4 protein-coding genes, 1 other RNA gene and 1 other annotated feature are annotated in these 6,739 nt (G+C 34.5%); of the genes, 4 read left to right on the plus strand and 1 reads right to left on the minus strand.

The genetic code is table 11. The features are described from left to right. Nucleotides 1-165: 165 nt before the first annotated feature. Nucleotides 166-401, plus strand: a binding site (T-box leader). Between the two features lie 181 nt (nucleotides 402-582). The 4 genes from hisS (at nucleotide 583) to D8M03_RS01230 (ending at nucleotide 5,057) form a co-directional block, all read left to right on the plus strand. After that, nucleotides 583-1,851 (plus strand): histidine--tRNA ligase, encoded by a 1,269-nt coding sequence (hisS, locus tag D8M03_RS01215; protein ID WP_121212853.1) that lies wholly within the window; start codon nucleotides 583-585, stop codon nucleotides 1,849-1,851. Nucleotides 1,852-1,884: 33 nt separating this feature from the next. Then, nucleotides 1,885-3,657, plus strand: coding sequence for an aspartate--tRNA ligase (aspS, locus tag D8M03_RS01220; RefSeq protein WP_121212854.1), 1,773 nt, complete (start codon nucleotides 1,885-1,887; stop codon nucleotides 3,655-3,657). Between the two features lie 288 nt (nucleotides 3,658-3,945). Further along, nucleotides 3,946-4,139, plus strand: a non-coding RNA gene (gene ssrS, locus D8M03_RS01225) — 6S RNA. 156 nt (nucleotides 4,140-4,295) lie between these two features. Continuing rightward, a complete protein-coding gene (locus D8M03_RS01230) occupies nucleotides 4,296-5,057 on the plus strand; it encodes a tRNA threonylcarbamoyladenosine dehydratase (RefSeq protein WP_121212855.1) in 762 nt (253 codons plus the stop codon). A 68-nt stretch (nucleotides 5,058-5,125) separates the two neighbouring features. Here D8M03_RS01230 and D8M03_RS01235 read toward each other — a convergent pair whose 3' ends face one another. Beyond that, nucleotides 5,126-6,598 carry a methyl-accepting chemotaxis protein gene (locus tag D8M03_RS01235; protein ID WP_121212856.1) on the minus strand — a complete coding sequence of 491 codons (1,473 nt, stop codon included), beginning with the start codon at nucleotides 6,596-6,598 and terminating at the stop codon, nucleotides 5,126-5,128. Nucleotides 6,599-6,739: the final 141 nt, after the last annotated feature.

Below are 6,739 nucleotides of genomic sequence, written 5' to 3' on the forward strand. Positions count from 1 at the left end.
AAAGTGGAATTAACATATAATACTTATTGTAAGTTCAATTATAAGCTAAAACCACCCTTAATTTGTACTAATCTATTTTAGGCCAGAAGAATTAGTTGGTAGGATTTTAAAAGTAGTTGACAATGATGATTTACTTGACTAAGATAAATTTAATGTGAAAAATTTAAATCACCTATGATCAAGCAAGTAGCAATTACCACTGCTGACAAGAGAGGGAAAGACTTAGGCTGAAATCTTTCCTACAGTAAGTAAATGTGAAAAACACTTGGGAGGTTTTTTCTCGAAAAGTAATAAACCTAGTAGGGAAAAACGGAAACGGCCGTTATCCGTAATGAAGAGGATATACTTTTGTATATCAACTAGGGTGGAACCGCGGAAGAATTTAAGCTTTCGTCCCTTGCGTAATGCATGGGATGAAAGCTTTTTTATTTTGGAAAATAAAATTTTTAAAATGTCTAACTGCGAACACAAGATTCTCGAACTTGATGTAAGTAATGTCGATAAGACATAAGGACGTGGTGATTTTGCAACGCGGAGCATAGCGGGCGTTCTTCGCTTTTCTAATAGAAGGGAGTAATCAAATTGGCTTTTAAAGTACCTAGAGGAACACAAGATATTTTGCCAGAACAAACACCAAAATGGCAGAAAGTTGAATCGGTTCTACGTGAATTAAGTCGGGTGTATCGTTATAAAGAAATTCGTACACCTATTTTTGAACAAACGGAATTATTCCAACGTGGGGTTGGAGATACAACGGATATCGTTCAAAAAGAGATGTACACATTTGAAGATCGTGGAGGACGTTCACTGACACTTCGACCAGAAGGAACGGCAGCAGCAGTCCGTGCTTATGTAGAACATAAAATGTTTGGCTATCCTGATCAACCTGTGAAACTTTCATATATGGGGCCAATGTTCCGTTATGAAAGACAACAAGCAGGTCGCTATCGTCAATTCGTTCAATATGGAGTCGAAGCAATTGGAAGTGCGGATCCTGCGATTGATGCTGAAGTAATCTCATTAGCGATGGATATTTATCAAACTGTCGGATTAAAAGACCTGAAATTAGTCATTAATTCTTTAGGAGATAAAGAAACAAGAGATGCACATCGCACAGCATTAATTAAACACTTTGAACCGAGTATCGGAGAATTCTGTTCAGATTGTCAAAATCGATTAGAAAAAAATCCTTTACGTATTTTAGATTGTAAGAAAGATCACGAACACCCATTAATGAAAACTGCACCTGCACTAACAGATTATTTAACTGAATCTTCAGCAGAGTATTTTAGTCAAGTGAAAAATTACTTAGATGTATTAGGTATTCAATATGAAGTTGATCCAAACTTAGTTCGTGGATTAGATTATTACAATCACACTGCATTTGAAATCATGAGTACAGCTAAAGGATTCGGTGCTATTACAACACTTTGTGGTGGCGGTCGTTACAATGGTTTAGTCGAAGATATTGGAGGACCAGATGTGCCAGGTATCGGCTTTGCATTGTCTATTGAACGACTTCTATTAGCCCTTGAAGCTGAAGGTGTTGAACTAGAAGTTGAAGATGCACTAGATATTTATGTTGTGGCAATGGGTGAAGAAGCAAAATTAAAATCGGCTGAATTAATTAGCTCATTCCGTACAAAAGGAATTGCTGCAGATATGGATTACGTCGACCGTAAAATGAAAGCGCAAATGAAGTCTGCTGATCGATTAGGCGCGAAATTTGTCATCGTAATTGGTGAATCTGAACTAGAAGAAAACGCTGTAAACGTAAAAGAAATGGAAACAGGAAACCAAGAAAAGGTTGAATTCCATAATTTGGTTAACTATTTACTAGAACATAAATAAATTTTTTTGTTGTAAAAATTGGAGGAAATGAAAATGGCACAAAGAACGCATGCTTGCGGTGAAATTTCAGAACAGCATCAGGGACAACAAATTGTCTTAAAAGGATGGGTACAAAGACGTCGTGACTTAGGTGGATTAATTTTCGTTGATGTTCGCGATCGTACTGGTATCGTTCAAGTTGTATTTGGCGATGAAGCAAAAGATGCCCTAGCAATTGCTGATAAAATTCGAAATGAATATGTTATTGAAGTAGAAGGAAAAGTTGTACTTCGCGATGAAAGTCAAATTAACCCGAACCTAAAAACAGGTAAAATTGAGGTTGTTGCTTCATCAATTACAATTATTAACGAAGCAAAAAACCCTCCATTTGCAATTGATGATAAAGTAGAAATTGGAGAAGATCTTCGTTTAAAATACCGTTATTTAGATTTACGTAGACCGGTAATGTACAACACGTTTAAATTACGTTCAGACATTACACGTTCGATTCGTAATTTTTTACAAACTGAAGGTTTCTTAGAAGTGGAAACACCAATTTTAACAAAATCAACACCTGAAGGCGCTCGTGACTATTTAGTGCCATCTCGTGTACATGATGGTGAATTTTATGCATTACCACAATCACCGCAATTATTTAAACAATTATTAATGGTTTCTGGTTTTGAGAAGTATTTCCAAATTGCACGTTGTTTCCGTGATGAAGATTTACGTGCAGACCGTCAACCAGAATTTACACAAGTAGATATTGAAACTTCTTTCATGACAATGGACGAAATTATTGAAATGAACGAACGTTTAATTCAAACGGTAATGCGTGAAGCAAAAGGTGTTGAAGTTCAACTTCCATTCCCACGTATGCCTTATAAAGAAGCAATGGATCGTTTCGGTTCTGATAAACCAGACGTGCGTTTCGGATTAGAACTAGTTCAGCTTTCTGAAATTGTAAAAGGTTCGTCATTTAAAGTATTTGCTTCAACTGTTGAAAATGGTGGAGAAGTAAAAGCAATTAATGTAAAAGGAAGCGCGGACAAATATTCTCGTAAAGATATCGATGCTTTAACAGAATTTGTTGCAATTTACGGTGCAAAAGGTTTAGCTTGGTTAAAAGTAACAGAAGAAGGCTTAAATGGTCCAATCGCGAAGTTCTTTGAGGGTGAAATTGCAGAAAACTTAATGAGTGCAACAAATGCAGAGGCTGGAGACTTACTATTATTCGTTGCTGACCAACCATCTGTAGTAGCCGCGGCATTAGGTGCATTACGTAACAAATTAGGTAAAGAACTTAACTTAATTGATGAAAATCAATATGCATTCTTATGGGTAACTGATTGGCCATTACTTGAGTATGATGAGGAAGCTGGAAGATACACTGCAGCTCACCATCCATTCACTCGTCCATTTGATGAAGACATTGAAAAAATGGAAACTGATCCTGCAAGTGTACGTGCACAAGCTTATGATATCGTTTTAAATGGTTATGAGTTAGGTGGAGGTTCATTACGTATATTTGAACGTGATTTACAAGAAAAAATGTTCAAGCTTTTAGGTTTCTCTCAAGAAGAAGCGCAAGAACAATTTGGTTTCTTACTTGAAGCCTTTGAGTATGGTGTACCGCCACATGGAGGACTTGCATTTGGTTTAGACCGTTTTGTAATGTTACTTGCTGGACGCACAAATTTACGTGATACAATTGCCTTCCCGAAAACGGCTACGGCAAGCTGTCTATTAACTTCAGCACCAAGTGAAGTTTCAGAAGCACAATTACAAGAGTTAAATCTGACAGTAAATAAGAAAAAAGAAGATTAATTATTTGAAATAAGAGAGGCGTTCCATTAAAAATGGAATGCTTCTTTTTTTATCTCATTAGGTATATTGGCGTTTTATAAATAAAAGTCGTTTAAAGCTTTATCTCTAGTAAAATTATTAAAAATTAATACAAAAATATCTTTTTTGGTAATAATATATTCAAGTGTGATTATTAATAGATTATTTAATAGAATAATAATCAAATTTAGTAATAGTTTTAAAAAAATTTAATATTTTTTCTAATTTATATTGAAAATTCAGATAATTGATGATAAGATAATAACAACACGAATCCTGAATTACACGTAAGTACTCTTCTTGACATTACAGTTTTGACCGAACAACAATTAAAAGGGAGTTCAAATTTTAACTTGGCAAACAAGCCCTGGACGCTGAGGGAAGTTTAAAAAGTTAATGAGAGCACCCACCTGCAAGGGTAGTGGGTTCAAAACAACAAGGGTTACGGTATTATCGGGATTCGTACCATGCAAAACTCTTCTGTAATTGCAGGAGGGTTTTATTTTTTTGCTATTTTTCGAACTTTTGTACATCCTAAATAAGCAACAAAGTAAATTTACTTCATTATTTCGATATGTTATAATTCCGAGTAGTAAAATATAGATTGAGAGGCATAAAACATGTTACATCAGTTTTCTAGAAACGAACTCGCAATTGGTAAAGAAGGTTTAGAAAAGTTAAAAAATACTACGGTTGCTGTACTAGGTGTTGGTGGCGTTGGTTCTTTTGCTGCGGAAGCATGTGCTAGAAGTGGAGTAGGCCGTATTATTTTAGTTGATAAAGATAATGTAGATATTACAAATGTTAATCGTCAATTAGTGGCTTATTTATCGACAGTGGGTAAATCAAAATCTGCTGTGATGAAAGAGCGTATTGCAGATATTAATCCAGAGTGTGAAGTTATTGATATGCATATGTTTTATACAGAAGAAACATATGAGAAATTCTTTGAACAAGGAATTGATTACGTAATCGATGCTTCGGACACTGTTATGTATAAAATTCATTTAATGAAAGAATGTTTGAAAAGAAATATCCCTATTATTTCAAGTATGGGTGCTGCAAATAAAATGGATCCAACAAGATTCCAAATAGCAGATATTTCAAAAACTCATACAGATCCATTGGCAAAAGTAATACGTACTAAGCTTCGTAAAGAAGGAATTCGAAAAGGTGTTACGGTTGTGTTCTCAGATGAGTCACCAATCATCGCTCGTCCAGAAGTAGTGGAACACGTAGGTAACCCTAATGCTCAAATTCGTAAAGCGAAAATGCCACCATCTTCAAACGCATTTTGTCCTTCTGTCGCAGGCTTAATTGCAGCTAGTTGGGTAATTAACAATATTTTAAAAGATATAAAAATCACAAGAGTTCAGAATTAACTAACCACCGCAGTCATAATTATATGGGAAGGTGCGTCCAAATTAATGGGCGCACCTTTCTTTATACGTTATATAGCTTGTACACCTTGAATATTGGTTGTTTCATTATATGTTTCCTCTACAAATACAGAAATTTGATTATGTTCTTTATTAACTTCGCTAAGAATGGTGCTCAATTGGTCAATCGCAGAGGAGCTTTGTTCGATAATTGCTGCAAATTCGTTTGTACTTTCTTGTATAGACTTACTATTATTTTCGATAGTATTTACAGCAAATGTGAAATCTTTAATTTCAGTTTGTAATTGTCCCATCGCATGAAACAATTGTGTAAAGGTATTGTTAGATTTTTCAGCTGTTTCGATTTGAGATGAAATACGCTGCAACCCGGTAGTCAAATTATGGAGTGTATCTTTGTTGTAACTATTTACTTGATCTAAATTTTCATCAATTTTTACTAAAGTTTGGTCTGTTATATTGGCTAATTTTCGTATTTCATCTGCTACTACTGCAAACCCTTTTCCGTGGTCTCCAGCTCTTGCAGCTTCGATAGAGGCGTTTAATGCTAGTAAATTTGTCTGTGTTGTAATTTTTTGAATGTCTGATGTAAATTGATTTGTTTCTTCAATTTTCTTAGAAAGAAGTAGAAATGTTTCATTTAGTTCATTGAAAAATGATCTAAATGAGTCAATTTCTATTTTTAGTTGATTCATTACTTCGTTTCCAACTGTTGCACTCTGACTAGCAAGATTGACACTTTTCACAATTTGATTTAGCTGATTTAACATAGTTGTTAATTCAGCTGATGTTGCTTCGACACTATTTACTATATTTAAGACATATTGAGATTGACTATGGGAACCAACACTTACTTCGTGAATTGATGCGAGCATTTCGCTTTGCGCTCTAGAAGCCTTTGTCATACTTTCAGTAATTGTTTGAAGTTTGGATGTAATTTTTTTAACAGCAATTTCAAGTTGATTGTGTAAATTTTGTTCTTTAACTGCCATTTCATGGGATGCTAAACTTAAAGATTCGATACTTTCCAATAATCTTTTGTTTTGACGTACTTGCAAAAAGATTGCGAGACCCATTAAAAAATGAACGACAAATACATTCGCCGGTTCTACCATAAATCCTGTTGTATCAAGGATTACATTAAAAAGTAAACAAATGACAGAACCGATAAATCCAACAATAAATATACTCAATTGATTATGAATACTTGCTAAAACTAAAACAAAAAAACTTAGTATGATAGTTGCTAAAGTAACTTTATAACTGGCGATGGTTCCGAAAACGGTAATGACACCAGAGATTATAACTACATATGGGAAAATCGGACGAATTGTTTCAATTTTATGTTGTATAGCAAAAATAATTAAAGTAATGAAAACAGGAATAATTAAAGATAGTGCAATTCCGATTGGTCGACCAATGATAAATTGAGCAATGCCTCCTAAATTGGCGGCTAGAGCGTAAACGATAATTAAAATCTTATTTTTCGTCTGTAAATCTTTCTTTCTTAACAAGTCAAAATTCATAAAAGCCACCCCCTGAAAAATTATCGTATTGTCAAAACTTATATATATAAATCGCTAATAATCGTTGGTTTTATAGTCTTTTACGCAAAAAAACTTGCCACCCCCTGGATTTTGGTGTTAGTTGAGGTTACCACACACAAA

The sequence above is a fragment of the Ureibacillus endophyticus genome (assembly GCF_003628435.1).
In the GTDB taxonomy this organism is placed as follows: domain Bacteria; phylum Bacillota; class Bacilli; order Bacillales_A; family Planococcaceae; genus Ureibacillus; species Ureibacillus endophyticus.

Excerpts from the sequence above, each read along its gene's own strand:
- aspS (WP_121212854.1), top strand. The coding sequence starts at position 1,885 with ATGGCACAAAGAACGCATGCTTGCGGTGAAATTTCAGAACAGCATCAG.
- D8M03_RS01230 (WP_121212855.1), top strand. The coding sequence starts at position 4,296 with ATGTTACATCAGTTTTCTAGAAACGAACTCGCAATTGGTAAAGAAGGT.
- D8M03_RS01235 (WP_121212856.1), bottom strand. The coding sequence starts at position 6,598 with ATGAATTTTGACTTGTTAAGAAAGAAAGATTTACAGACGAAAAATAAG.